Source organism: Bradyrhizobium sp. 164, from assembly GCF_023073715.1.
Lineage (GTDB): Bacteria > Pseudomonadota > Alphaproteobacteria > Rhizobiales > Xanthobacteraceae > Bradyrhizobium.
In genome coordinates this window covers 65,739-89,596 of the sequence record NZ_JADPKA010000095.1, presented here as the reverse complement: position 1 = coordinate 89,596, position 23,858 = coordinate 65,739, and the positions used below count along the sequence as shown (strand labels likewise).

24 protein-coding genes are annotated in these 23,858 nt (G+C 64.1%); 15 read left to right on the top strand and 9 right to left on the bottom strand.

The annotated features are described in order from the left end of the window. Window positions 1-32: 32 nt before the first annotated feature. From ureC to IVB01_RS28875, 6 genes are all read left to right on the top strand, one after another. Entirely contained in the window at window positions 33-1,748 is a 1,716-nt protein-coding gene (gene ureC, locus IVB01_RS28900; RefSeq protein ID WP_247277819.1) for an urease subunit alpha, read from the top strand. A 112-nt stretch (window positions 1,749-1,860) separates the two neighbouring features. Continuing rightward, window positions 1,861-2,160: a putative quinol monooxygenase gene (locus IVB01_RS28895; protein ID WP_007599815.1), complete on the top strand. Its 300-nt coding sequence runs from the start codon at window positions 1,861-1,863 to the stop codon at window positions 2,158-2,160. A gap of 13 nt (window positions 2,161-2,173) precedes the next feature. Next, on the top strand, window positions 2,174-2,770 hold the full coding sequence (locus IVB01_RS28890) for an urease accessory protein UreE (RefSeq protein WP_247277818.1): 597 nt from the start codon (window positions 2,174-2,176) through the stop codon (window positions 2,768-2,770). Beyond that, window positions 2,751-3,479 (top strand): urease accessory protein UreF, encoded by a 729-nt coding sequence (locus tag IVB01_RS28885; RefSeq protein WP_247277936.1) that lies wholly within the window; start codon window positions 2,751-2,753, stop codon window positions 3,477-3,479. Before IVB01_RS28890 ends, IVB01_RS28885 begins: the two co-directional genes overlap by 20 nt. Window positions 3,480-3,524: 45 nt before the next feature. Continuing rightward, window positions 3,525-4,148, top strand: a complete 624-nt coding sequence (gene ureG / locus IVB01_RS28880; protein WP_247277817.1) for an urease accessory protein UreG — start codon at window positions 3,525-3,527, stop codon at window positions 4,146-4,148. Window positions 4,149-4,443: 295 nt separating this feature from the next. After that, the gene (locus IVB01_RS28875; RefSeq protein ID WP_247277816.1) at window positions 4,444-6,093 is read left to right on the top strand and encodes an HWE histidine kinase domain-containing protein; all 1,650 of its coding nucleotides are present in this window, start codon (window positions 4,444-4,446) and stop codon (window positions 6,091-6,093) included. Window positions 6,094-6,102: 9 nt separating this feature from the next. On the opposite strand, the gene IVB01_RS28870 is transcribed toward IVB01_RS28875, so the two are convergent. From IVB01_RS28870 to IVB01_RS28850, 5 genes are all read right to left on the bottom strand, one after another. Next, complete coding sequence (locus tag IVB01_RS28870) at window positions 6,103-6,714, bottom strand: TetR/AcrR family transcriptional regulator (protein ID WP_247277815.1); 612 nt, start codon at window positions 6,712-6,714, stop codon at window positions 6,103-6,105. Window positions 6,715-6,804: 90 nt separating this feature from the next. Further along, window positions 6,805-7,947 carry an OpgC domain-containing protein gene (locus IVB01_RS28865; protein ID WP_247277814.1) on the bottom strand — a complete coding sequence of 381 codons (1,143 nt, stop codon included), beginning with the start codon at window positions 7,945-7,947 and terminating at the stop codon, window positions 6,805-6,807. A gap of 187 nt (window positions 7,948-8,134) precedes the next feature. Beyond that, window positions 8,135-8,590 (bottom strand): hypothetical protein, encoded by a 456-nt coding sequence (locus IVB01_RS28860; protein ID WP_247277813.1) that lies wholly within the window; start codon window positions 8,588-8,590, stop codon window positions 8,135-8,137. A gap of 92 nt (window positions 8,591-8,682) precedes the next feature. Then, window positions 8,683-9,054 (bottom strand): DUF883 family protein, encoded by a 372-nt coding sequence (locus tag IVB01_RS28855; protein ID WP_247277812.1) that lies wholly within the window; start codon window positions 9,052-9,054, stop codon window positions 8,683-8,685. 79 nt (window positions 9,055-9,133) lie between these two features. Then, window positions 9,134-10,246 (bottom strand): AI-2E family transporter, encoded by a 1,113-nt coding sequence (locus IVB01_RS28850; RefSeq protein WP_247277811.1) that lies wholly within the window; start codon window positions 10,244-10,246, stop codon window positions 9,134-9,136. A 209-nt stretch (window positions 10,247-10,455) separates the two neighbouring features. Here IVB01_RS28850 and IVB01_RS28845 point away from each other — a divergent pair, with 209 nt between their 5' ends. The 3 genes from IVB01_RS28845 to IVB01_RS28835 all read left to right on the top strand — a co-directional run bounded on the left by IVB01_RS28845 (window position 10,456) and on the right by IVB01_RS28835 (window position 12,298). After that, window positions 10,456-11,229: a L,D-transpeptidase gene (locus IVB01_RS28845; RefSeq protein WP_247277810.1), complete on the top strand. Its 774-nt coding sequence runs from the start codon at window positions 10,456-10,458 to the stop codon at window positions 11,227-11,229. Window positions 11,230-11,245: 16 nt separating this feature from the next. Continuing rightward, window positions 11,246-11,896: a DUF2865 domain-containing protein gene (locus IVB01_RS28840; RefSeq protein ID WP_247277809.1), complete on the top strand. Its 651-nt coding sequence runs from the start codon at window positions 11,246-11,248 to the stop codon at window positions 11,894-11,896. A gap of 246 nt (window positions 11,897-12,142) precedes the next feature. Further along, window positions 12,143-12,298, top strand: coding sequence for a Thivi_2564 family membrane protein (locus IVB01_RS28835; protein ID WP_008546817.1), 156 nt, complete (start codon window positions 12,143-12,145; stop codon window positions 12,296-12,298). Between the two features lie 62 nt (window positions 12,299-12,360). Here the strand turns inward: IVB01_RS28835 and IVB01_RS28830 are convergent, their stop codons facing one another. From IVB01_RS28830 to cysD, 4 genes are all read right to left on the bottom strand, one after another. Continuing rightward, the gene (locus IVB01_RS28830) at window positions 12,361-12,561 is read right to left on the bottom strand and encodes a CsbD family protein (protein ID WP_247277808.1); all 201 of its coding nucleotides are present in this window, start codon (window positions 12,559-12,561) and stop codon (window positions 12,361-12,363) included. A 94-nt stretch (window positions 12,562-12,655) separates the two neighbouring features. After that, on the bottom strand, window positions 12,656-14,821 hold the full coding sequence (locus IVB01_RS28825) for a malate synthase G (RefSeq protein WP_247277807.1): 2,166 nt from the start codon (window positions 14,819-14,821) through the stop codon (window positions 12,656-12,658). A gap of 267 nt (window positions 14,822-15,088) precedes the next feature. Further along, window positions 15,089-17,005, bottom strand: coding sequence for an adenylyl-sulfate kinase (gene cysC, locus IVB01_RS28820; RefSeq protein ID WP_247277806.1), 1,917 nt, complete (start codon window positions 17,003-17,005; stop codon window positions 15,089-15,091). A 22-nt stretch (window positions 17,006-17,027) separates the two neighbouring features. Continuing rightward, window positions 17,028-17,822: a sulfate adenylyltransferase subunit CysD gene (cysD, locus tag IVB01_RS28815; protein WP_247277935.1), complete on the bottom strand. Its 795-nt coding sequence runs from the start codon at window positions 17,820-17,822 to the stop codon at window positions 17,028-17,030. Window positions 17,823-18,066: 244 nt separating this feature from the next. Between cysD and cysG the strand changes: the two genes are divergently transcribed. From cysG to IVB01_RS28785, 6 genes are all read left to right on the top strand, one after another. Next, a complete protein-coding gene (gene cysG / locus IVB01_RS28810) occupies window positions 18,067-19,503 on the top strand; it encodes a siroheme synthase CysG (RefSeq protein ID WP_247277805.1) in 1,437 nt (478 codons plus the stop codon). Further along, window positions 19,500-19,817 carry a DUF2849 domain-containing protein gene (locus IVB01_RS28805; RefSeq protein WP_247277804.1) on the top strand — a complete coding sequence of 106 codons (318 nt, stop codon included), beginning with the start codon at window positions 19,500-19,502 and terminating at the stop codon, window positions 19,815-19,817. The genes cysG and IVB01_RS28805 overlap by 4 nt, the downstream gene beginning before the upstream one ends. An 11-nt stretch (window positions 19,818-19,828) precedes the next feature. Beyond that, entirely contained in the window at window positions 19,829-21,484 is a 1,656-nt protein-coding gene (locus IVB01_RS28800; RefSeq protein WP_247277803.1) for a nitrite/sulfite reductase, read from the top strand. Further along, entirely contained in the window at window positions 21,471-21,986 is a 516-nt protein-coding gene (locus IVB01_RS28795) for a DUF934 domain-containing protein (RefSeq protein ID WP_247277802.1), read from the top strand. Before IVB01_RS28800 ends, IVB01_RS28795 begins: the two co-directional genes overlap by 14 nt. Continuing rightward, window positions 21,983-22,708: a phosphoadenylyl-sulfate reductase gene (locus tag IVB01_RS28790; RefSeq protein WP_247277801.1), complete on the top strand. Its 726-nt coding sequence runs from the start codon at window positions 21,983-21,985 to the stop codon at window positions 22,706-22,708. Before IVB01_RS28795 ends, IVB01_RS28790 begins: the two co-directional genes overlap by 4 nt. Before the next feature lie 124 nt (window positions 22,709-22,832). Next, window positions 22,833-23,822, top strand: coding sequence for a sulfate ABC transporter substrate-binding protein (locus IVB01_RS28785; protein ID WP_247277800.1), 990 nt, complete (start codon window positions 22,833-22,835; stop codon window positions 23,820-23,822). Window positions 23,823-23,858 lie beyond the last annotated feature (36 nt).

The window sequence follows — 23,858 nt, the reverse complement described above, 5'->3', positions numbered from 1 at the left end:
GACCAGTTATTCAAACGCATACGGGGCTTGTGATGTCCGTCAAAATAAAGCGGTCCGTCTATTCCGACATGTTCGGCCCGACCACCGGCGACAAGGTGCGTCTAGCTGATACCGACCTCATCATCGAAGTCGAGAAGGATTTCACAACCTACGGCGAAGAGGTGAAGTTCGGCGGCGGCAAGGTGATCCGCGACGGCATGGGCCAGTCGCAGGTCACCAACAAGCAGGGCGCCGCCGACACGGTCATCACCAATGCGCTGATCGTCGACCATTGGGGCATCGTGAAAGCCGACGTCGCCATCAAGGATGGCATGATTTCCGCGATCGGCAAGGCCGGCAACCCAGACATCCAGCCGGGCGTGACCATCATCATCGGTCCCGGCACCGATGTGATCGCGGGCGAAGGCAAGATTCTCACGGCCGGCGGTTTCGACAGCCACATCCATTTCATCTGCCCGCAACAGATCGAGCACGCGCTGATGAGCGGCGTCACCTCGATGCTGGGCGGCGGCACCGGCCCCTCGCACGGCACCTTCGCCACGACCTGCACGCCGGGGCCCTGGCATATCGCCCGGATGATCCAGTCGTTCGACGCCTTTCCGGTTAATCTCGGCATTTCCGGCAAAGGGAACGCCTCGCGGCCCGCCGCGCTGGTCGAGATGATCAGAGCCGGCGCCTGTGCGCTGAAGCTGCACGAGGATTGGGGCACGACGCCAGCAGCGATCGACAACTGCCTGTCGGTCGCCGACGATCACGACATCCAGGTCATGATCCACACCGACACGCTCAACGAATCCGGTTTCGTCGAGGATACGATCAAGGCGTTCAAGGGCCGCACCATCCATGCCTTCCACACCGAAGGGGCGGGCGGTGGTCACGCCCCCGACATCATCAAGGTCGCGGGCCTGAAAAACGTGCTGCCGTCCTCGACCAATCCGACGCGGCCCTTCACGCGCAACACCATCGACGAGCATCTCGATATGCTGATGGTGTGCCACCACCTCGACCCCTCGATCGCGGAAGATCTGGCTTTCGCCGAGAGCCGCATCCGCAAGGAGACCATCGCCGCCGAGGACATCCTGCATGATCTCGGCGCGCTCTCGATGATGTCCTCGGACTCGCAGGCGATGGGCCGCCTCGGCGAGGTCATCATCCGGACCTGGCAGACCGCCGACAAGATGAAGAAGCAGCGCGGATCGCTGCCGCAGGACAAGGGCAAGGGCAACGACAATTTCCGCGTCAAGCGCTACATCGCCAAATACACCATTAATCCCGCGATCGCGCACGGCGTGTCGAAACTGATCGGCTCGGTCGAGAAGGGCAAGCTCGCCGATCTCGTGCTGTGGTCGCCGGCCTTCTTCGGCGTCAAGCCGGACTGCATCGTCAAGGGCGGCAGCATCGTCGCAGCGCCCATGGGCGATCCCAACGCCTCGATCCCGACGCCGCAACCGGTGCACTACCAACCGATGTTCGGTGCCTTCGGCAAGGCGCGCACGGCGTCCTCCGTTGTCTTTACCTCGAAGGCCGCCGTCACCGGAGGTCTTGCGCGAAAACTCGGCATCGACAAGACGCTCTATGCCGTCGAGAATACCCGCGGCAAGATCTCCAAGAAGAGCATGATCCACAACGACGCCATGCCCAAGATCGAGGTCGATCCGGAGACCTATGAGGTGCGCGCCGACGGCGAGCTGCTCACCTGCGCCCCCGCCGAGGTGCTGCCGATGGCGCAGCGATATTTCATGTACTGAAATAGCCTGTGCTGCATGCCTCGGGGTTGTTTTCCGGTCTTGAGTTCGACCCTGCCTGGTCTAATGTCCCGCCGGTATCTTGAACCCAGAAGAAAAGCCGGGAGGATTTCTCGTGATCTATGTCGTTGCCACCTTGACCATCAAGCCCGAAACGCGCGCCGAATTCATTGCAGCCGCCACCGCCTGCATCAAGGAGACGCGGAAGGAGCCCGGCAATATCGCTTATGATTTGCACGAGAGCGTCACCGACCCTGCCAAAATGGTGTTCGTCGAGCAGTGGGAGAACGCCGAGGCGCTGGTGCCGCATCGTGCCATGGAGCATATGAAGACGTTCGGCCGCGTCGCGGTGAAGTGCTTCACGGCGCCGCCGAAGATCGAGGTGATCACGCCCGAGAAGGTCGAGACACGGTAAACGGGGTAAACGCATGATCCGGGCGACGCAGGTCAGGGGGCAGCACCGCTTCACGGAAGCACCCGTGGATACGGTGGTGCTTGATTTCGACGATCGGCACCGTCGCCGCATGGCCATGACGGGGACGCGGGGGCTCGAATTCCTGCTCGACCTGGAGCATGCCGTCGCGCTGCGCGGCGGCGATGCGCTGGTGCTGGAGGACGGCCGGCTGGTGGAGGTGGTGGCGGCGCCCGAACCGCTGCTGGAGATCCGCGGCCACGATCCGCACCATCTCATCCGCGTCGGCTGGCACCTCGGCAACCGCCACCTGCCGACGCAGATCATGGCCAAGGCCTTGCGTATCCGCCGCGACCACGTCATCGAAGCCATGGTGAAGGGTCTCGGCGCCCGCGTGATCGAGATCGAGGCGCCGTTCGATCCCGAAGGCGGCGCCTATGCCGACGCCGGTCACGCGCATGGTCACGACGCCCATGCGCATCACGATCACGGCCACCATCATCACGAACGTGACCATGATGATCATGGTCACGATCATCACCATCACCACGACGAGCATTGCGACCACCGCGACCATCACCACGGCCACAAGCATGCTCATGACCACAAATGAGCCGGTCGGCGCCGCTGACCTCGCCGAGCGCGAGGCGGCGGCGCTGTACCGGTTGATGACCTGGTTGTCGCCGGCGTTTCCTGTCGGTGGTTTCTCCTACTCCAGCGGCATCGAATGGGCCGTCGAGGCCGGCGACATCACCGATACCGCGACGCTGGCCGACTGGCTCGACACTATGCTCGGCGACGGCTCCGGCCTTTGCGATGCGACGTTCCTGGTCCATGCCTATCGCGCCGCGGAAGCCGACGAGAGCACCACTTTGAACGATACCGCCGAGCTCGCGGCCGCCTTCGTGCCGTCGCGCGAACGACAGCTGGAAACGACCTCCCAAGGCCGCGCCTTCATCGACATCGCGCGCGCGGCGTGGGATGCCGATGGGCTGGATGTGATGGTCGCGGCATGCCGCGCGCCATTGGTCTATCCGGTCGCCGTCGGCGTGGTCGCCGCGATGCATGGTGTCCCGCTGGCGCCGACGCTGCACGCTTTCCTGCATGCGCTGGTCTCAAACTGGATTTCCGCGGCCAGCCGTCTCATTCCGCTGGGCCAGACCGACAGCCAGCGTGTGCTGGTGACGCTGGAAGCCGCCGTCGCCGCGACCGCCAATCGTGCGCTGAAGGCGACATTGGACGATCTCGGCAGCGCGACTTTCCGCGCCGATCTCGCCAGCCTCCGGCACGAGACACAATATACGCGGCTGTTCAGATCGTGAGCACGTTGCGTCACACTCCGCCAGGACGACGATAGGAAGGAATCAATGGCTACGTCTCACGGCCCCTTACGTGTCGGCGTCGGCGGCCCGGTCGGATCGGGCAAGACCGCGCTGATGGACCTGCTCTGCAAGACCATGCGCGAGCGCTATGACATCGCCGCGATCACCAACGACATCTACACCAAATGGGATGCCGAATACCTCGTGCGTTCGGGTTCGCTGACACCGGATCGGATCGCCGGGGTCGAGACCGGCGGCTGCCCGCACACCGCGATTCGCGAGGACGCCTCGATGAATCTCGCGGCGGTGGCGGACATGCGCGCGAAATTTCCGGGCCTCGATCTCGTGCTGATCGAGTCCGGCGGCGACAATCTCGCTGCCACTTTTTCCCCAGAGCTGGCCGACCTCACCATCTACGTCATCGACGTTGCCGCCGGCGACAAGATTCCGTCCAAGGGCGGCCCGGGCATCACCCGGTCAGACCTTCTTGTCATCAACAAGATCGACCTGGCGCCCCATGTCGGGGCCTCCCTGGAAAAGATGGAGACGGACGCCAAGCGCATGCGCGGCCAGCGTCCCTTCGTCATGACCAACCTGAAGAAGAGCCAGGGGCTCGACCGCATTGTCGAGTTCATCGAGGCCAAAGGTGGCCTGAGGCGGGCAGGCTGACCGACGCGACGACTTGGCGCAGGTGATTTTCGCCGTTGACGGGTGAAGCAGGCCCAGAGCGGCGGAACAAATTTTAGACACGGAGATTAACTACCTCCGCCTCGGGGCAGCCATTCCGGCCTGACCATCGGCCGGGCGGATTAAGCTTGTCAGCCGACCTACGTTGCGTACTGATGCCTCCTCCTCCATTATCTCCGCCACTGGGGTTCACCCTGTTTCGGCAGATGGCCGTTCGAGCGGCGTTCATATGGTCCACAATTATTGCCGACCTCTTGCTTTCGCCTGAGTAGTCGAAGTGGTCCGGCTGGGTTTCATCATCGGCTTCATCGCTTTGCTCGGAGCCCTGCTCTCCGGGCTTGCGGCCTATCGCGTTCACGATCAGGAGCTGGCGCTGGACCGGATCGCGCTCGCGCGTGCGATCGACGTTCACGCAAGCCTGGTCCAGGACCGCCTCACCGAGCGGGAGTTGCTCGCGCGTGTCGCTTCCGGCTTGTTCCGTGCGCCATCCGTGATCAAGCCGAACATGCTGGAGCCGCTGCGCTCGGCCATCTACGCCTTCAAGACCGATTTCGTGGTGGCCGGCTGGATCGCCCGGCTGAAGCCGAACGAGCTTGCGGCAGCGCAGGCTGCCATTGCCGGCGCCGGCTTCCCCAATCCGCGGATCCGCACGTTTGACGACAAGCCGATCAATCCCGCCGACGTTACTCAGCCGATCGACGTGCTGATGGATCTCGAGCCGCGCAGCAACGAGACCAAGACGCTGCCCGGCCGCAGCTACGATCAGGATCCGGTTTCCAGCGCCATGCTGACGCGTGCGCGCGCCGAGAAGCGGTCGGTTGCCTCGGATCCGATTCCGCTGCTCAGCGGCGACGGGCCGATCGGCGTCATCGTGGCCGCGCCCGTCATTCCCGAGGGGGCAACGGAGCCGGCCGGGTTCGTCACATTTTCCTACGAGCTTGCCTCGCTGATGCTGACCAATGACGACATGTCGTTGTTCTCGGTCGCGCTCAGGGATCCGCGCAAGGACGGCGGCGAGCTCGTCGCCAACGACCAGGGCGTGGTCTCCACGCGCGCGACGGCGGCGGACGGGCTGGCCCCGTCGGCCATGCGCACGGTGAGCTTCGGTGGCCGTGACTGGCAGCTCGCCTACTACGCGAAGACCAATTCGGCGCGTCGCGCCGAGCAGACTGCCATCATCGTGGCGGCGATCGGCTTTGCGATCACCGCGATGGTATGTGGCCTGTTCGGCTATGTCGCCTACAACAACCTGCGGCTCAGCCGGGAAATCCAGGTGCGGATTGGCTTCGAGCGCCGGCTGACCGCTGTCATCGACGAGCTCAATCACCGGGTCAAGAACATCCTGGCGGTGATCCAGTCGATCGTGACGCGCACGCTGCGCCACGGCTCGGACATCGACGTCGCGCGCGAGCTCCTGATCGGCCGCATCCACGCCATGTCGAACGTGGTCTCGCTGCTCAGCGAGAGCCAATGGCAGGGTGTCAAGCTGAAGGGCCTGTTCGAAGCGCGCGCCATCCCGCATGCCGAACGCATCGCCGTCACCGGTCCCGATATCGCTGTCAGCGCGCGCGCGGCGCAGAGCCTGTCTCTGCTGTTCTTCGAGCTCGCCTCGCATTCCGACGAAGGCCTGTCGCTGGTCGGAAAGCATCCGCACATCACCGCCAATTGGACGGTGACCGGCGAGGAGCCCGACGAGATTTTCAATTTCCGCTGGGAGGAGTTCAACACCAGCGAGGCGACGCGCCGTCCCGATTCCGATTTCGGCCTGATCCTGCTCGACCGCGTGGCGCCCGAGGCGCTCGGCGGCACCGCCAAGCGCTACTTCACCGACGTCTCCTACGTCTACGAGCTGACGGCGCCGATGGAGACGGTGGTCGACATGTCCGAGCGCGATCGTACCGAGAAGTTTTCGCAGCCGGTGCGGTAGAGCGGCACTTCAGTCCTTCGGCCGCAACACCAGGTCGACCAGATTGCGCGCGTAGGCCGGCGTGACCGGCGCGATGCCAAAGACGTAGCGGTAGAACAGGCCGCCGTAGATCGCGTCGTAGAGATCCTCAGGCAGCCCCTGGGCCAGGATGCTGCCGTCCTTCTGGCCTGCTGCGATCATCTCCAGCAGCGCGTCGCGGCGGAATTGCAGATAGCGGGCGTAGAACAGCTCGGCGGAGCCGGTCTTCGAAATGCATTCGGAGATCACGGCAAGCTGCACCTTGCCGAACTCGCCCTGGAGTGCCTCGGCATAGGCCGCGGCGTGGCGGCGTGCACGCGCCGCAGGCGTGCCGGAGCTTTCCGGGGGCAGCGGCAGCATCTGTGCGGCGTGGTGGAGAAAGGCGTCGATCAAAAGCGCCTCCCGGGATGGCCACCATTTGTAGATCGTCATCTTGGACACGTCGGAGTTGCGCGCGACTGCGTCGATGGTGGTGGCGGCAAGGCCGGTCGCAGCCATCAGCGCATACGCGCTTTCGAGAATGGCGTTGGCGGTCTCGATCGACCGCGGCCGGCCGCGCCGGGGCGGCGCGCCGTCAGATCCTTCACCCTCGTTTCTCGCCATGATCTGGCCCGGTCTCCTCGCGCAACCTGCGCTCGATTCGCATAGCGCAGCCTCGGCGGCGAACCTAGGAGAATCGAAATGGGCTCCCCACTAGGCCTGCTGCCGCAGGGCGGCGGGCAGGTCCTGCCACTTCGACCAGGCGATGTAATAGGCGACCGCGGTCATCGCGGCGAAGCCGGCGAGGCTCACCACGACCTGCATCCCCACCAGATTGGGCCCCGTGATCAGGATCAGATGACCGGCAAAGGACAGGAAGACGCCGACGCAGAACACGGCGAGCCATTCCTCGCCGCATCTGATGACCGCCTGAAGCGGCTTCAATTGCAGGCCGGGATGACCGGCCGGAATGAGATGGGTCGCGACGAAGGCGAACGCGAGGAAGTGAAGCACGCGATAAGGCGCAAGGTTTTCCTTTTCCGTCGGTGCGATGCCGTCGAGGAGCAAGTTCGGCAGATAAGCGGAGAGCGCCGGTGAGTGGCGCATCAAGGTGACGGCCATCGCCAAAACGAGATAGGTCCCGGCGAGGATCCGCAACCAGGGCATGCTGCGCAACGTCCGTCCGGGTGCGCCTGTCACGGCGAACCAGCCGCCCAGCACCATCAGCATCTGCCAGCAGAGCGGATTGAAGGTCCACTCCTGATCCGGGTACACCCGGAAATTCCAATCGAACCAGCGTGCGGCAAGGTACAGCGCAACCGATGCCGCGAGCGTCACATTCGGCCGCCGCAACAGGCCCCACAGCACAAGCGGAAAGAAGGCCATCAGCGGGATCATCAATTGCAGGAGGTCGAGGTTCAGCGGCTCCTCCTGGAGCACGAGGCCGCGGATCAGGATGCGCAGCGGGTGCTCGAGAATCCCCGAGATGTTGTATTCGTGGATGAATTCCGGTGCCATCGATTGCGAGGCGACATAGGCGATGGTGTCGATATAGATGACGAACAGGACGACGTAGGCGGCGTAGAGCCGCCAGACACGTCGAAAGATGCGCGTCGCCGCGACGACGTAGCCGCGCTCCAGCGCCATCCGGCCGTGGATGATGGCGACGCCATAGCCCACCACGAACACGAACAAATCCGCGGCGCCGCTGAAGCCGAAATTTCGCAGCGTCAGCAGGTTGACGACGTTGTTCGGGATGTGGTCGACGAAAACCGACCAATTGGCGATGCCGAGTGTCAAATACAGCCTGGCGTCGGGTTGGAATGCGGCGAGGTTCGCCTTGACGGACGGTTTCATTGCGAAAAGACTTTTGGAATCAGGGGCGCCGCTTTTAGCGGCAACCGCCTGCCCATCCGAGTAGCGTTTGCGTGATGGCGGGGGACATCCGTGCCGGATGGCGCAAAATTGCGCTGCGCCTTCCTGCCGAACTCCGCCAGATCAGCTGGCAGCAGTTGCGGCGAAATTTTCTAACCCACGCTCGTCGTCACTCGGCGGGTTCGGCCGATGCCTCGTCGGGAACGCCAGCGCGGCTCGCCATGATTCCGAGTGCGACGCCACCGATCGCCAAGATCGGCAACAGCCGCTTGATTCCGATGGCGCGGACGATCTGGAGTCCCGTGGCGAGCAGCATGGGGTCCGCGAGCATGCTCTGCGCCGCCGACTTCGCGGCACGCTCGGCCGCGATCTGGGCTTGCTTGCGCAACTGCCGCTTATAGGCCCAATAGCTCACTGCTGCGGCCAAGGTAAGCAGAAAGAAAACGCCGGCACCCGCGAGGCAGGCTTGCACCGGACCATATTTCTCCAGCACCAAGATGAAGGCCGCGGCGCAGAGGAAGCACGTGGTGATGAAGAGCGCGAATGCCGCGCCTGCGGCAAGGGAGGTCAGTCGCACAGTGGTCCCGGTGGATGCACTGATCCCGTCGATGATGCGCTGAAACATGGCCTTGCTCCTCAAATCCCCACAAGCCGAGCCGCCACACGCCGGCATCGGCGGCGCGGCAGCGTCGCCGTCTCAAGATCCATTCCGCAAACCTACCGGCGCCAGGCGACGCCGATCAGGAAGCCGATGCCGAGGGCGAGCCCGACGGTCGCGAGCGGCCGCTGCGTGATGGCCTCTTCCAGCGTCTCCTCGATCGAGCCGTAGGCGTCTTGCGCAGCCTCCATCATCGCGCTGCCGCGCTCGGACATGTCGTCCATCGCGGAATCCACGTTCTCGCGCGCCTGGCGATAGCCGCGGCGAGCCTGCTTGCTGCTGGAATTGGCGAAGGTATTGAGCGCGTCGGTGATTTGTTCAGTGAGGGCGGCGATATCGCTTTTCACGGCTGCTACATCCTTCTCGAGGCGTTCTCTGGTGGCGTTGTCGGTCCAGTCTTTCATCCCGGCTTCGGCATTGGTCGTGGACATCGGGAGCTCCAAACTGTTGACGGCTGAGATAGCCGGAGAACGTTTCGTCGTCGGGGAAGTTCCGTTTGCGGAAACCGCCTCAGGCCTGCGGCAGCTGCGGCGAATCCGCCGGCAACAGATGCTCCTTGAGGATCAGGCCGACAATCAGGAGCGGCGACGACAGGAACGCGCCCATCGGGCCCCACATCCAGGTCCAGAACGCGAGCGCGAGCAGGACCGCAAGCGCGTTCAGGGCCAGCCGCCGGCCGATGATGGTCGGCGTGATGAAGTGCCCTTCCAGGAAGGTGAGGCCGCCGAAGGCGAGCGCCGCCATGAGGGCACCGCTGATCGTCGGGAAGGCGACCAGCCCAACGACGACCAGCACGGCGAACATCGCGACTGGCCCGATGATCGGGATGAAATTGAGCGTTGCCGCCAGCGCGCCGAGCCCGGCTGGATTGGGCATGCCGGTGAGCGCGCAGATCAGGCCGGTGGCGACGCCGACGCCGACATTGATAAGAGTGACGGTCAGCAGGTAGTTGCCGAGATGGACCTCGATCTCGTTGAGAATACGCAGCGTGCGCAGCCGCGCGTCGTGATCGCTGAAGGTCATGATCATGGCCCGGCGCAGGTCGCGCCAGCTTGCGATGAACAGAATGAGGGTGACGAAGAACAGCAGAAATTCAGTAAAGGTCGGTGACAGGAATTCCAGCGTCGGTTGCACCCACTCGACCTTCGGCATCTGGAAGCTCGGGAACGCCTCCGAGCCGCCGACCATGCCTTGCAGCTCGCGCCACAGCGCCAGCGGCCGGTCGAACACGTGCAGCTTGTCCCTCAATTGCGCGCCGAGCTCCGGCAGGCGCGTGCTCCACTCCATAATCGGTGAGGCGATCAGCGCCAGGGCGAAGGCAACCACCGCGGTCCCAGCGACCACGATCAGGACGGCGGCGAGCGCGCGTGGCACCTTGCATCGCTCCAGGAAGCTCGCCGCCGGCGACAGCATGGTGCCGATCACGAAGGCCATTACCACGGGCAGGAAGAACGCTCTTCCGACATAGAGTACGGTGACGACCGCAATCAGCAGCAGGCCTGCGAGCGCGAAAGCGACGAACTCGGTGCGGCGGATGACCGGCGGCAGCTCGCTATGGCTGTCGGGAAGCGGTTCACCTTCGCTTTTGCCGGGAAGCAGACGTTCGCTGGGAAGGACGCGCACAATATCTCTCCCGCACGGAAACCGCGATCCGCGCGCCCATTTACGGGATGAGAACGCGCGATCGCGGTAGCAGTTCCATCGCGCCTTCGTGAAGAAACGCTCGCTTGACTGTGACGTCGCGGCCGCGCTCCGCGCCGGAACTTAGATCGGTCCGATGGCGTTGCTTGGCTGGCGCATCACCCGGATGCACACATCCAATGGGGCAGCACATGACAAGCTTCTCTCTCGTCCGCCGCTTCTCGCCGCGTGCCGTCACTGCGTTTGCCTTCGCGACCGTTCTGTTCACCGTGCCCTTTGGCAGCGCGAGTGCGCAAACCCTCGGCTTTGCGCCGATCCGGCCGCAGTCGTATCCGCAGGATCAGAGCTATTCACAGGGCTATGGAAGCGAGGCGCCGCAAGCCGCCGACGAAGATGCCCAGCTGCCCGACCGGCTGCGCAGGCAGATCGTCAGCTTCGACAGGAGCGAGCCGGCCGGCACCATCGTCATCGATACCAACAACACCTATCTCTACTACGTGCTCGGCAATGGCCGCGCCATTCGTTATGGCGTTGGCGTCGGCCGCGAAGGCTTTACCTGGTCGGGCGTGCAGAGCGTCAGCCGTAAGGCGGAGTGGCCGGACTGGCATCCGCCGGCCGAAATGATCGCGCGCCAGCCCTATCTCCCGCGTTTCGTCGCGGGCGGTCCGGGTAACCCGCTCGGAGCCCGCGCGATGTATCTCGGCTCGAGCGAATACCGCATCCACGGCACCAACGATCCCAGCACCATCGGCAAGTTCGTCTCGTCCGGCTGCATCCGCATGACCAACGAGGACGTCATCGATCTCTTTAACCGCGTCAGTGTCGGCGCCAAGGTCGTGGTGCTGCCGAAGAACGCGCCTCTGATGGCGAAAGGCGGCGGCGATTCCGTGCGCAAGCGTCCTGCGGTGACCGCGTTGCCTTCGGGGCGACAGGCGCTGAACATCACGACGTCGGCCCTGAATTAGGATTGAGCGAGGTCAGATGTGTAAATGCTCGATTGGCAAGCTGACTGGCGGTGCGGCGGCCGTGTTCACAATCATCTCTCTCGGCCTCGCACTGACGCCGCCGGCGCATGCGGAGGACTTTTTCTCGGCGTTGTTCGGTGCGTTCGGCGCGCGGCCTCCGCAGATCCGGACGCCGTTCCCGAACGATGACATGCCGCGATACGACGTGCCGCGCCAGCGAGCCGCCTATGGCGGCGGCACCGCCTATTGCGTGCGCGGATGCGACGGCCGCTATTTTCCGGCGCAAGGAACGGATGCCGAAAGCAAGGCGAAGTCCTGCAAGAGCTTCTGCCCGGCGTCCGAAACCTCGCTGGTCTACGGCAGCAATATCGACGAGGCCACGACGGAGAACGGAAAGTCCTATTCCGATCTGCCGAACGCCTTCCGTTACCGCAACGAGATCGTCGTGGGCTGCACTTGCAACGGCAAGGATCCGGCTGGCCTCGCCCAGGTCAAGATCGAGGATGATCCCACCTTGCGCAAGGGCGACATCGTCGCCGGGGCCAACGGTCTCGTGGTTGCCAACCGCAATGCCAACGACCGCCGCGGCGTCGCGATGAATTTCTCGCCACTGCCGGAATCGGTGCGCGCCAGATTCCGTCAGGTGCCGGTGGTGGCGAAGGAGTAGGGGAGCCGTTGAGTGAGCGGCGCCGCTGGCGCCTCAATCTCCGCCGTCGAGCGGTGGCATCGGCAATCGCACGTCGCTCGGCGCGAGCGCACAGATATCTGAGAGCGAAAGGTGAAACCTCGGGCCGCGACCCGATTGTAGAGCTACGTAATCCCTAGAATTTGCAGTGGGTTGCGGCAATGGAACCAGAGCGAGAGACTGGCGTTAAGTCCTCATTGGAAATTTGCCTGAAGGGGGGTCCTCACGATGCTGGTCGGCGTACTCGTCACCTTTCTCGTCGTTATTCTCGTCCTTTATCTCATCAACATGCTTCCGATGGACGGTCGCGCCAAACAGATCGCGCGCGTGATCGTCATCATCATCGGTATCGTGTCGCTCTTGAAATATCTTGCGGTGTTTTAGCGGGCCTCCGAATATTCCAACAAAAAAGCCCCGGCTTGGGCCGGGGCTTCTTTCGTGCTGCCTCAATGCAGCGACTTGAGCCAGTCGTCGACGTCCTGACGAACTTGGTCCTTGGCCTTGCCATAGCGTTCCTGGAGCCGGCCCTCGAGCTGCTCGCGGCGTCCCTCGATCGAGCTGAGGTCGTCGTCAGTGAGCTTGCCCCATTTCTCCTTGGCCGATCCCTTGAACTGCTTCCAGTTTCCTTCGATGCGATTCCAGTCCATGACCATCTCCATCGCGTTGATGGCCCTACAACGCAAGCAGCGCGCAGCCGTTCCGCTGCGCGCCGGGACGGTTTCGCCCTTCGAACCGAGCTATTTAACCCGCTGCCTTCGCCTCGCGGCGGCGCGCGGTGAGGATGTACTCGGTGTAACCGTTCGGCTGCTCGCGGCCCTTGAAGATGAGGTCGCAGGCTGCCTTGAAGGCGACGCCGTCGAAGGCGGGCGCCATCGGCTTGTAGATCGGATCGCCTGCGTTCTGCTTGTCGACGACGACGGCCATGCGCTTCAAGGATTCCATCACCTGCGCTTCGGTGATGACGCCCTGGTGCAGCCAATTGGCGAGATGCTGGCTGGAAATGCGTAAAGTGGCGCGGTCTTCCATCAGGCCGACATCGTGGATGTCGGGCACCTTCGAGCAGCCGACGCCCTGGTCGATCCAGCGCACCACATAGCCCAAAATACCTTGGCAATTGTTGTCGATCTCCTGCTTGACGTCGTCAGGCGCCCAGTTCGACTTCGACACCGGGATGGTGAGGATGTCCGACAGTTTTGCGCGCGGGCCGCCCTTGGCCAGTTCCTCTTGGCGCGCGATGACGTTGACTTGGTGATAGTGCAGCGCGTGCAGCGTCGCCGCCGTCGGCGAGGGCACCCAGGCGGTGGTGGCCCCGGCCTGCGGGTGGCTAAGCTTCTGCGCCAGCATGTCCGCCATCTTGTCGGGCGCGGCCCACATGCCCTTGCCGATCTGGGCATGTCCGGGCAGGCCGTCGATCAGGCCCATGTCGACGTTCCAGTCCTCATAAGCCTTGATCCAGGCCTGCGCCTTCATCTCGTTCTTGCGGATCATCGGGCCCGCTTCCATGGAGGTGTGGATCTCGTCGCCGGTACGATCGAGGAAGCCGGTGTTGATGAACATGATGCGCTTGGACGCGCGCTGGATGCAGGCCTTGAGGTTGACGGTGGTGCGCCGCTCCTCGTCCATGATGCCGACCTTGAGCGTGTTCTCGGGCAGGCCCAGCATCTTCTCGACACGGTCGAAAATCTCGCAGGTCAGCGACACCTCGTCGGGGCCGTGCATCTTCGGCTTGACGATATAGGCCGAGCCGGTGCGGCTGTTCCTGACCTTGGAATTGCCCTTGAGGTCGTGAATGGCGAGCAGGCCCGATACGGCGGCATCGAGCAGGCCCTCCGGAATCTCCTCGCCCTTCTCGTCCAGCACCGCGTCGGTGAACATGTGGTGACCGCAATTGCGCATCAGGAGCAGGCTGCGGCCGTGCAGCTTGAGCTCGCCCTTGCCATCGGGCGTCCTGTAGCTGCGGTCCGCGTTGAGCGAGCGCGTCAGCGTCTTGCCGCCCTTCTCGAAATCGGCCGACAGCGTGCCGTTCATCAGGCCGAGCGTGTTGCGGTAGACCAGCACCTTGTCCTCGGCGTCGACCGCGGCGACGGAGTCCTCCATGTCGAGGATGGTGGAGACCGCGGCCTCCATGATCATGTCGGCGACGCCGGCCGGATCGTCTTTCCCGATCGCGCTGCTGCGGTCGATCTTGACCTCGACGTGCAGGCCGTTGTTGACGAGCAGCACGGCGGACGGTGCGGCCGCATCGCCCTGGAAGCCTGCGAACTGCGCCGCGTTCTTCAGCGCGGTGGCGTTGCCGCTCTTCAGTTTCACCGCGAGCTGGCCCGCGACGACGCTATAGGCCGTGACGTCGGTGTGGCTGCCGGTCGCGAGCGGCACGGCGGTATCGAGGAACGCCTTGGCCTTGGCGATCACCTTGTCGCCGCGCGCCTTGTTGTAGCCTTTGCCGCTCTCGGACGGATCATGCGGAATCGCGTCGGTGCCATAGAAGGCATCATAGAGCGAGCCCCAGCGCGCATTCGCAGCGTTCAGCGCATAGCGCGCATTGGTGAGCGGCACGACGAGCTGCGGACCGCAGATCTTGCCGATCTCCTCGTCGACATTGGCGGTCTCGACCTTCTGCGTCGCCGGCTCTGGAACGAGATAGCCGATCTCCTTCAGGAAGGCGGTATAGGCATTGAGGTCGAACGCCTTGCCCTTGTTGGCCCGGTGCCAGTCGTCGATCTTGGCCTGCAACGTGTCGCGGAACGCGAGCAACGACCGGTTTTTCGGCCCCAGCTCCTTGATGATGCCGGCAAGCCCGGCCCAGAACGCATCCGGCGCGATCCCTGTTTTCGGGGCCGCTTCCTTGGCGATGAAATCGAACAGGACGGGAGCGATCTTCAATCCGTGGGCATCGACGCGTTTCATGATGGGCTTTCTGTTGGAAATGGCTGTTTTTGGCTGCTTTTCACCCGTCAGCAGCAAAATGCGCCCATAGGGGCAGCTTTCGGGGGCCTATTAGCCCCAAAATCAAGGCCGTGAGAAGACCCCCGGGCCTTTGTCAAATGTCAAGGTGAGTTGGGCTCAGCGCACCGCTGTCATTCCCCGCGAAAGCGGGGAACGCCGCGGCTTCTCCGTATCCAGCGCTGTCTCTGGAAGGCTGGGTCGCCCGGTCGAGCCGGGCGACGACAGCATTCAAATATTCGCGGCGAGGTCCACGACTTCGTCGAACAGCACGCCGGTGGTCTTCAGCATCTCTTCGATCGCATCTGCCGCTTCGGCGACCGTCCGCGTCGATGTATCGATCACAAGCTCGGCCCCCTGCGGCGCCTCGTAGTCGTTGCCAATGCCGGTGAACGAGGCCAGCGTGCCGGCGCGGGCCTTCTTGTAGTGACCCTTGGGGTCGCGCTCCTCGCACACTTCAGCCGGCGTTGCGACATGGATCTCGCGGAACGCGGTGTCGGCGATCCGGCGCGCGGTGGCGCGATCCTCGCGCGCCGGTGAGATCGCCGCGACGATTGCGATATGGCCGTTGCGGGCGAGGTGGGTGGCGACTTCCGCAAGGCGGCGGATGTTCTCGCTGCGATCAGCGGCGGAGAAGCCGAGATCGCTGTTGAGCCCGGCGCGCAGCGTGTCGCCGTCGAGCAGGACCGGCGAGCCGCCATTGCTGAACAGGCGCCGCTCCAGCGCTTTCGCCAGGGTCGATTTGCCGGAGGCGGGCAGGCCGGTGAGCCAGACCACGGCGCCGTTGTGGCGGTAGCGCGCGGAGCGCTCGTCCGAGCGCAGCGCCGATTCCACCGGCACGATGTCGACCGGCATGGCGCGCTGGCCGGCGTCGACCGACAGCACTAGGCCGCCGCCGGCGATGCGCCCGGAAACCTCGATCACGAGCCGGCCGGTGCGCGGATTCTCGGTAGAGGGATCCGTTGCGATCGGATTCGAAAGCGAAATGTCGATCTCGCCGACGTGGTTGCGGCCGATCGCCTTGTTCTCGACACTCGACAATTCGCCGGGATCGACCGCCTTTTCGATCGCGACCACGGTGGCGCGGCTTTCCTTCGGCCCGCAGCGGACCAGGAGCTGGTCGCCCTTGGCGAGCGGCTTGTCGTGCAGCCAGAAGATGCGCGCGCGCAGCCGCCGCGTCTCGCGCGGTGCGCTGCCTGCATGCGCGATGATGTCGCCGCGCTCGAGGAACAATTCGCGGTCGAGCGTGATGCCGACCGAGCGGCCGGCGCCCTGCCGGCCCGCGACCGGCGTCACCGGCCAACTCTCGACAGTCTTGATCTTTGCGATCTTGCCGGCCGGCATGATCACGATCTCGTCGCCCGCAATGAGGGTGCCGGATTCGATCCGGCCCGCGACGATGCGGCGGTCATCGAACTTGTAGATCGCCTGCACCGGCAGGCGCAGCGCCAGCGCTTCCAGCGGCCGCGCCGGTTCAAGCCCGTCGAGCGCCTCGACCACCGTCGGGCCCTTGTACCAGCCGATCCGGTCGGTGCGCATCGCAACGCCGTCGCCGTCGCGGGCGGAAATCGGGATCACCGCCGTCGGCGTCACGCCGAGGCCGCTCAGATGTGCCGAGATCTCGTCGCTGATGTCCTTGAAGCGCTCGGCGGAGAAGTCGACGCGGTCCATCTTGTTGACGACGATCGCGACCTGCTTCACGCCCAAGAGATGCAGCAGATAGCCGTGGCGCCGGGTCTGGTCGCGCACGCCTTCGAGCGCGTCGATGATCAGCACCGCGCCGTCGGCCTGCGAGGCGCCGGTAATCATGTTGCGCAGGAATTCGGCGTGGCCGGGTGCGTCGATCAGCACGATATCGCGCGAATTGGTGCGGAAGCGGATCTGCGTGGTGTCGATGGTGATGCCCTGATCGCGCTCGGTCTGGAGCGCATCGAGCAGAAACGACCATTCAAACGGCATGCCGCGCCGCGCGCTGACGGCTTTCAGCATTTCGAGCTTGCCCTCGGGCAGGCTGCCGGTCTCGTGCAGGAGGCGGCCGACCAGCGTCGACTTGCCGTGGTCGACATGGCCGACGATGACGATGCGCACTTGCGGACGCGTGGTGCCGTTCGGAGTGGCCGGCGAAGCCGTGGTGACGATCATGTTCATGCGACGCTCGCGTCCTTGGGAATCAGAGATAGCCGGCGACGCGCAGGCGCTCGAAAGCGTCCTCGGTCTCGTGGTCGAGCGCGCGTCCCGCGCGCTCCGGCACCTTGGTCTGTTCGAGCTCGATCAGGATCTCGTCGATACTCGAGGCGGTCGAAGCGACCGGATTGGTGATGTCCTGATCGCCCAGCGAGCGATAGCGCTTGCCGTCCTTGGCGAGATACAGCGGGATGATCGGGATGTTCTCGCGCTTGGTGTAGGCCCAGATGTCGGCCTCGGTCCAATGCAGGATCGGGTGGATGCGCAAATGCGCGCCTTGCGGCGGCGAGGCATTGAAATGATCCCAGAACTCCGGTGGCTGGTCGCGCACGTCCCAATTGCCTTCCAATCCGCGCGGCGAGAACACGCGCTCCTTGGCGCGCGTCGCCTCCTCGTCGCGGCGAATGCCGGCGATCAGGCCGTCAAAGCCGTACTTTGCGAGCGCCATCTTGAGGCCTTCGGTCTTGCGCGCGGCGGAGCGTGCGGCCGGCGGCAGCGTCGGGTCGACGGCGTCGATCGGCGGGCAGGGCTCGACGCGCAAATCGAGATCCCACTCCTTCCCGTAGTGATCGCGGAAGCGATACATCTCGGGAAACTTCTTGCCGGTGTCGACATGAAGGGCGGGGAACGGCATTTTGCCGAAGAACGCTTTCCGCGCCAGCCAGATCATGACATTGGAATCCTTGCCGAGCGACCACAGCAGGGCGATCTTCTTCAGACGGGCGAAGGCCTCGCGGAAGATGTAGACGCTCTGCGCCTCGAGTTGGTCGAGATGATCCATGCTTGGGGCAAGCTCGGCAGAAAATTCTTGCGCGCGCACGCGCTCGGCCAGCGCCGGATTGCTCAGTCGATCAGCAGCGGAATCGTCCTTGAGAAGATGCATCTCTGCCACTTTGCGTTTGGAGGCGAAAATTCTATAGTCGCACTGCCGAAGAGAAGAAAAAAATTTCTCTTTGCGCGCTCGAAACGAGACATATATAGAAAATAATTCCAGTCAACCCCGTTTGTGGGGAAGCGAGTATCGCATGCGGTTCTTGCCGGTGTTTCTCGATCTCAAGGCCGGTCCGGTGGTCCTCATCGGCGCGGGCGAGCTTTTGCGCGCCAAGCTGCGCGTGCTCGCCGCTGCCGGCGCGCGCATCCGCGTGCATGCGATCGACGGCGATCGTGATCTGAGCCTCAGCTCCGAGGAGGCAGCGCGTGTCGAAATCATGTCCGGCGATCCGCTTACTGCCGATCTCTCAGGCATCATCGCGATCGTCTGCGCAGGCGCGGGTGATGTTGGTGTGGCGATGTCGGTTCGCGCCAAGGCGCTGGGTTTGCCTGTCAACGTGATGGACGATCTCGAACATTCCAGCTTCATTTTCCCCGCGATCGTCGATCGCGGGGATGTCGTGGTCGCGGTTGGCACCGGCGGTACCTCGCCGGTGGTGGCGCGGCGCCTGCGCGAGAAGATCGAGGCGCTGCTGCCCGCCCGCATCGGCGAGCTCGCCGAATTCATCGGCGGCTTCCGCAAATCCATCAACGAGCGCATCGCTGAATTTCCGCTGCGCCGCCGCTTCTGGGAGCGTGTCATTGACGGGCCGATCGGCGCCGCCGTGCTCGCCGGCCGCAAGGCCGAGGCGGACGCTGCGCTAAAGGCTATCGCCGATCCCGCCGCCTTCGCGCGTGCCGACAAGCCGGAAGGCTCGGTCGCGCTGGTCGGGGCAGGCCCCGGCGATCCCGATCTTCTCACCATCAAGGCGCTGCGCGCGCTGCAGGACGCCGACATCGTCTTCCACGACGAGCTGGTCTCGCCTGAAGTTCTCGACCGCATCCGCCGCGATACCACGCGTGTTGCCGTCGGCCGCCGTGTCGGCAAGCCCGGCATCGGCCAGGACGCCATCAACAAGCGCATGATCGAGGCCGCGCAATCCGGTCAGCGCGTGGTGCGACTGAAGGGCGGCGATCCCTTCGTGTTCGGCCGTGGCGGCGAAGAGATCGAAGCCCTGCGCGCCGCCGGCGTCGCCTATTCGATCATTCCCGGTATCACCGCAGGTCTCGGCGGTGCCGCCGATTTCGAGGTGCCGCTCACCTACCGTCATGAAGCAACCCGCATCACCTTTCTCACCGCGCACAAGGCGCGCGACGCGGAAGTCGTGGACTGGTCGACGCTGACCGACGCCAAGATGACTGTTGTGGTCTACATGGGCGCGACCGCCGCGCCCGCGATACGCGCCGGCCTCTTCGCCGCCGGCCGTTCGCCGGAAACTCCGGTCGGCGTGTTCGCCCGCGTCACGCGCCCCGATGCGCAAGGCGTGATCGGCACGCTGCGCGATCTGCCCGAGCTCGTGCGGCGGACCAATGGCGGTCCTGCCATTCTCATCATCGGCGAGGTGGTCCGGCATGCCGGCTCGCTTGGCCGCCAAACTCCCAAGAAAACCCCAAAGCAAATCATCTCTGACCTCCTGGATGCAGCCGAATGACCTCCCCGCTTGAACAGAAGAAGATCAAAATCGCTGGCCCCTCGGTCGTGACCGCCAACCGCACCTGGGATGGCATCGTGGTTTACCGCACCGCCGCCAAGAGCTGGTCCGCGGACCTCTCGGAAGCCGCGATCGTACGCAACTCCGACGAGGCGAAGGCGTTGCTTGCGGAGTCCGTTGCCGATGACGTCGGCGCGATCGGTCCCTATATCGCGCCCGTGCAGGTCGGTGCGGACGGCAAGGTCCAGCCCGGCAATCTGCGCGAACAGATCCGCCGCTCCGGCGTCACCATCGGACAGCCCGCCCAGGTTTAAGGCGCTCTCTTATGTATGCTTACGACGAAATCGATCGCACGCTCGTCAATGAGCGCGTCTCGGAGTTCCGCGACCAGGTGAAGCGCCGCCTGTCCGGCGAGCTCACTGAGGACGAGTTCAAGATCCTGCGGCTCCAGAACGGCGTCTACCTGCAACTGCACGCCTACATGTTCCGGGTCGCGATTCCCTACGGCACGCTGGCGACGAACCAGCTGCGGGCACTCGCCCATGTCGCGCGCAAATACGATCGCGGCTACGGCCATTTCACCACGCGGCAGAACATCCAGTTCAACTGGATCAAGCTCGCCGAGCTGCCGGATGCGCTGGCTGACCTCGCCAAGGTCGGCATCCATGCGATGCAGACTTCCGGCAACAACATGCGCAACGTCACCTCGGACCAGTGGGCCGGCGTCGCGCCCGGTGAGATCGAGGATCCCCGTATCTGGTCGGAGCTGATCCGCCAGCACACCACGCTGCATCCGGAATTCTCGTTCCTGCCGCGCAAGTTCAAGATCGCGATCACCGCGTCCGACCACGACCGCGCCGCGATCAAGATTCACGACATCGGCCTGAGGCTGATCAAGAACGAGAAGGGCGAGACCGGCTTCGAGGTTCTGGTCGGCGGTGGCCTCGGCCGCACGCCGTTCATCGCCAAGACCATCAAGCACTTCGTGCATGGCCGCGACATCCTCAGCTACATCGAGGCGATCCTACGCGTCTACAACCAGTACGGCCGCCGCGACAACATCTACAAGGCGCGCATCAAGATCCTGGTGCACGAGCTCGGCATCGAAAAGTTCTCTCGCGAGGTCGAGGACGAGTGGCAGCACATCCGCAACCCCTCGCTCCAGATCGACGACGAGGTGATCGAGGACATCCGCTCGCGCTTCACCTACCCGGCTTACGAGAAGCTGCCGCACATGCCTGACGAGCTGCGCCAGGCCGCGGCCGATCCGGATTTCGAGGCGTGGCGCAAGAATTCGGTGGCCCCGCACAAGGTGCAGGGTTACTCCATCGTCACGATCTCGCTGAAGCCGACCGGTGGGCCTCCGGGTGATGCCACCGCCGAGCAGATGGACGCGCTGGCCGACCTCGTCGACAAATATTCCTTCGGCGAGATCCGTGTCGGCCACGAGCAGAACCTTGCGCTGCCGCACGTTGCCAAGCGCGACCTGCCGGCGCTCTGGAAGGCGCTCGACAAGCTCGGGCTTGCGACGCCCAACGTCAATCTGATCACCGACATCATCGCCTGCCCGGGCCTCGACTATTGCTCGCTGGCGAATGCGCGCTCGATCCCGATCGCGCAGGAGCTGACGCGCCGGTTTGCCAATCACGAGCTCGCCAACCTGATCGGCCGTCTCCACATCAACATCTCCGGCTGCATCAATGCCTGCGGCCATCACCATGTCGGCCACATCGGCATTCTCGGCGTCGAGAAGAATGGAGAGGAGGTCTACCAGATCACCATCGGCGGCCGCGCCGACGAGAACGCAGCGCTCGGCACCCTGATCGGCCCCGGCGTGAAGTTCGACGAGGTCGCCGACGTCGTCGAGGACATCGTGGAAGCTTATCTGGCGCTGCGCGAACGGCCCGAAGAGCTGTTCATGGACACGGTGAGACGCCTCGGCGTCGAACCCTTCAAGGAGCGCGTCTATGCCACTCGTTAACGGCGGAAAGATCGTCGACGACGGCTTCGCCAAGCTCGCCGTCGATACCCCGCTGCCCGAGAGCGGCGACATTCTGGTGCCGGCCGAACGTTTTCTCGGTGAAGCGGAAGGCTTGCTCAAGCGCGCCGGCAAGGTCGGCGTGATCTGGCCGAACAATCGCGACGTCGCCGAACTCGTGCCCTATCTCAGCAAGGTCGCCACGGTCGCGCTGGTGTTTCCGACTTTCCGTGACGGACGCGCCTACAGCCAGGCCCGGTTGCTGCGCGAGCGCTACAATTACCGCGGCGAATTGCGCGCCACCGGCCAGGTGCTGCGCGATCAGTTCGTGTTCATGCTGCGCGCCGGCTTCGATGCCTTCGAGGTCAAGAAGCAGGCCGACGCGGAAGCGTTCATGCAGACCGCCAAGCGCTATTCGGTGTTCTACCAGCCGACCGGCGACGGCCGCATCACGGCCCTGCACCGGCGCATGCAGTTGCGCCATTCCGAAGGTGTCGGCACGTGAACGCGATCGCGCCTCAGGTTTCATCCATCTCTGCGCTGCCCCCGGCGGACGAGCTCGATCGGAGCTTGCGCGATGCCTCGCCCGCAGAGGTCATCGCTGCGGCGCTGAAGGCGGTCGGACGCAACAAGCTCGCCCTGGTATCGTCCTTCGGTACGGAATCGGCGACGCTGCTGAAAGTGATGGCGGACGTCGATCCGGCGATCCCGGTGATCTTTCTCGACACCGGCTGGTTGTTCGAGGAGACGCTCGCCTATCGCGACACCTTGATCGCGACGCTGGGCCTGAAGGACGTCCGTTCGGTCCAGCCCGCCGAGGAGACGCTGTTGCGCGAGGATCCCGACCGCGACCTCTGGTTCTCCGATCCCGACGCGTGCTGCCGCATCCGTAAAGTCGAGCCGCTGGCGCGTGCGCTGAAGCCGTTCGATGCCTGGCTCAACGGCCGCAAGCGTTTCCAGGGCAATGCCAGGGCCGACATTCCGGTCGTCGAGAACGATGGCGCCCGATTGAAGTTCAATCCCTTTGCCAATGTCTCGCGCGAGGAACTCGAGGCCATGTTCGTCCGCGCCAAATTGCCGCGTCACCCTCTCGTCGCCTCCGGTTTCCTGTCGGTCGGGTGTATGCCTTGCACCAGCAGAACGGCCGAGGGCGAGGATGTACGCGCCGGCCGCTGGCGCGGCCGGGCCAAGACAGAATGCGGCATTCACACGATGAAGACTTCGTAGCACGGTTACGCTGCCACGCCACGAACAAGAAAATCCGGTTCCGTTGACTTAAGAGCGTTTCGACCCGAGTTATGCCTGCACGCCTTCGCTGACATCGACGTCGCCGAAGTGAATGGAGATGGACATGATGCGCCGTATCGTTCCGCTCGCTGCAGGACTCCTCTGGGCAAGCTCGGCTCTCGCCGCTGACATCAATCTGCTGAACGTGTCATACGATCCGACGCGTGAGCTCTATGTCGAGTTCAACAAGGCGTTTGCGGCCACCTATCAGAAGGAAACCGGCAGGAGCGTCGAGATCAAGCAGTCGCATGGCGGCAGCGGTTCGCAGGCGCGCGCGGTGATCGACGGATTGCAGGCCGATGTGGTGACGCTCGCGCTCGCCTATGACATCGACGCGATCGCTGCCAAAGGCCTCACCACAGCCGATTGGCAGAAACGGCTGCCGCAAAATTCATCACCCTACACCTCGACCATCGTCTTCCTGGTGCGCAAGGGCAATCCCAAGGGCATCAAGGACTGGGACGATTTGATCAAACCGGGCGTCGCCGTGATCACGCCGAACCCGAAAACATCAGGGGGCGCGCGCTGGAATTACCTCGCAGCGTGGGGCTTTGCGCAGAAAAAGTTCGGCTCGGCCGACAAGGCCAAGGACTTCATCGGAAAGCTCTATCAGCAGGTGCCGGTGCTCGATACCGGCGCACGCGGCGCCACCGTCACGTTCGTCGAGCGTGGCGTCGGCGACGTGCTGCTCGCCTGGGAGAACGAGGCGTTTCTCGCGCTGAAGGAGTTCGGCGCGAACAAGTTCGAGATCGTGGCGCCGCCGCAATCGATCCTCGCCGAGCCGCCGGTCACCATCGTCGACAAAGTTGCCGATAAAAAAGGCACGCGCAACGCCGCCGACGCCTATCTCCAGTATTGGTATACCAAAGAGGGGCAGGAGATCGCCGCGCGCAATTTCTACCGTCCGCGCGATGCCGAGGTCGCCAAGAAGTACGAAAGTGCCTTCGCCAAGGTCGAGCTGTTCACGATCGACGACGTCTTTGGCGGCTGGACCAAGGCGCAGCGGGAACATTTTGCCGACGGCGGCGTCTTTGATCAGATCTACAAGAACTGATCGAGCGCCGTCTTAGGAGGCTTTTAGCAGGGGGCC

What these genes read in the sequence shown, in the direction of transcription:
- ureC (WP_247277819.1), top strand. Translation starts at nt 33, where the DNA reads ATGTCCGTCAAAATAAAGCGGTCCGTCTATTCCGACATGTTCGGCCCG.
- IVB01_RS28890 (WP_247277818.1), top strand. Translation starts at nt 2,174, where the DNA reads ATGATCCGGGCGACGCAGGTCAGGGGGCAGCACCGCTTCACGGAAGCA.
- IVB01_RS28885 (WP_247277936.1), top strand. Translation starts at nt 2,751, where the DNA reads ATGCTCATGACCACAAATGAGCCGGTCGGCGCCGCTGACCTCGCCGAG.
- ureG (WP_247277817.1), top strand. Translation starts at nt 3,525, where the DNA reads ATGGCTACGTCTCACGGCCCCTTACGTGTCGGCGTCGGCGGCCCGGTC.
- IVB01_RS28870 (WP_247277815.1), bottom strand. Translation starts at nt 6,714, where the DNA reads ATGGCGAGAAACGAGGGTGAAGGATCTGACGGCGCGCCGCCCCGGCGC.
- IVB01_RS28865 (WP_247277814.1), bottom strand. Translation starts at nt 7,947, where the DNA reads ATGAAACCGTCCGTCAAGGCGAACCTCGCCGCATTCCAACCCGACGCC.
- IVB01_RS28860 (WP_247277813.1), bottom strand. Translation starts at nt 8,590, where the DNA reads ATGTTTCAGCGCATCATCGACGGGATCAGTGCATCCACCGGGACCACT.
- IVB01_RS28855 (WP_247277812.1), bottom strand. Translation starts at nt 9,054, where the DNA reads ATGTCCACGACCAATGCCGAAGCCGGGATGAAAGACTGGACCGACAAC.
- IVB01_RS28845 (WP_247277810.1), top strand. Translation starts at nt 10,456, where the DNA reads ATGACAAGCTTCTCTCTCGTCCGCCGCTTCTCGCCGCGTGCCGTCACT.
- IVB01_RS28840 (WP_247277809.1), top strand. Translation starts at nt 11,246, where the DNA reads ATGTGTAAATGCTCGATTGGCAAGCTGACTGGCGGTGCGGCGGCCGTG.
- IVB01_RS28835 (WP_008546817.1), top strand. Translation starts at nt 12,143, where the DNA reads ATGCTGGTCGGCGTACTCGTCACCTTTCTCGTCGTTATTCTCGTCCTT.
- IVB01_RS28830 (WP_247277808.1), bottom strand. Translation starts at nt 12,561, where the DNA reads ATGGACTGGAATCGCATCGAAGGAAACTGGAAGCAGTTCAAGGGATCG.
- IVB01_RS28825 (WP_247277807.1), bottom strand. Translation starts at nt 14,821, where the DNA reads ATGAAACGCGTCGATGCCCACGGATTGAAGATCGCTCCCGTCCTGTTC.
- cysC (WP_247277806.1), bottom strand. Translation starts at nt 17,005, where the DNA reads ATGAACATGATCGTCACCACGGCTTCGCCGGCCACTCCGAACGGCACC.
- cysD (WP_247277935.1), bottom strand. Translation starts at nt 17,822, where the DNA reads ATGGATCATCTCGACCAACTCGAGGCGCAGAGCGTCTACATCTTCCGC.
- cysG (WP_247277805.1), top strand. Translation starts at nt 18,067, where the DNA reads ATGCGGTTCTTGCCGGTGTTTCTCGATCTCAAGGCCGGTCCGGTGGTC.
- IVB01_RS28805 (WP_247277804.1), top strand. Translation starts at nt 19,500, where the DNA reads ATGACCTCCCCGCTTGAACAGAAGAAGATCAAAATCGCTGGCCCCTCG.
- IVB01_RS28800 (WP_247277803.1), top strand. Translation starts at nt 19,829, where the DNA reads ATGTATGCTTACGACGAAATCGATCGCACGCTCGTCAATGAGCGCGTC.
- IVB01_RS28795 (WP_247277802.1), top strand. Translation starts at nt 21,471, where the DNA reads ATGCCACTCGTTAACGGCGGAAAGATCGTCGACGACGGCTTCGCCAAG.
- IVB01_RS28785 (WP_247277800.1), top strand. Translation starts at nt 22,833, where the DNA reads ATGATGCGCCGTATCGTTCCGCTCGCTGCAGGACTCCTCTGGGCAAGC.